1 pseudogene is annotated in these 1,189 nt (G+C 65.8%); it reads left to right on the forward strand.

The window, feature by feature from the left end:
• Nucleotides 1–148: 148 nt before the first annotated feature.
• Nucleotides 149–1,080, forward strand: a pseudogene (locus ACZ7M7_RS45005) (IS5 family transposase).
• The last annotated feature ends 109 nt before the right edge of the window (nt 1,081–1,189 follow it).

Below are 1,189 nucleotides of genomic sequence, written 5' to 3' on the forward strand. Positions count from 1 at the left end.
GTGCTGGACCGGCACCTGCACCACCTGCGGCCGCCCCCTGCCCAGCCCTCGGAGCCGCCGCAGACATCCCACAACCTAACGAAGCACTACTAGGCGCTGTTTCTCGGATCTCCTGCCGTGAGTGGGGTGTTGGGGGCAGGCTGACTGCATGGGACGTGGTGACCTGACGAATGCGGAGTGGGGTCGGCTCGAGTCGTTCTTACCCCGGGGTGGTGCACGTGGAGGCCGGTGGAGCGATCACCGTCGGGTGATCAACGGGGTGCTGTATCGGGTTCGTACGGGGGTGCAGTGGCGGGATCTGCCGGAGCGGTTCGGGCCGTGGGAGACGGTCTACAAACGCCATCGTCGCTGGTCAGCGGACGGGACCTGGCAGATGCTTCTGTCGAAGGTGCAGGCCGCCGAGGATGCTGCGGGCCGGATCGACTGGGACGTGTCCGTGGACTCCACGGCGGTGCGGGCTCACCAGCACGCCGCCGGCGCAAAGCAGGCCCCGCCTGCCGCGGTTCCTCAAAAGGGGGTTCATCCGAGGACGAACCAGGTCGATCCGGTTCTTCGGAAACTGGCCGTCCGGCTGGAGGAGGTGGTCACATCGGCGAGTGTCTGGGGCGCTCCCGCGGCGGCTTCACCACCAAGATCCACCTTGCGGCCGACGGACGATGCCGGCCCCTCGCCCTCCTCCTGACACCCGGACACTACGGAGACGGCCCCCAACTCCAGCCCGTCCTCGAGCGGGTGTCAGTGCCGCGCATCGGAGCCGGCCGGCCTCGCACCCGACCCGACCACGTCCTGGCCGACAAGGCCTACACGTCCCGTGAAAACCGCCGTTACCTGCGGCGACGAGGCATATCGCACACCATCCCCGAACGACTCGACCAACGCAGACACCGGCACAGCCGCGGTTCCCGAGGCGGCCGGCCTGCCGGGTTCGACCGCGAACGCTACAAGAAACGCAACGCAGTTGAACGTGCCATCAACCGGCTGAAAGGCTTCCGCGCGGTTGCCACACGCTACGAGAAACGGGCCTACACCTACCTCGGCACAGTCACCCTCGCATCCCTCATCATCTGGCTCCGCACATGATCCGAGAACAGTGCCTAGTAGTGCTTCGTTAGGTCTTCTGGTTGATGCTGATCAAGAGCATGTTGGGTCTTGTGGATGCACATGAAGTGAACCGATTACGGGCGGCGTT

This window comes from Streptomyces sp. NPDC111606, assembly GCF_055656945.1.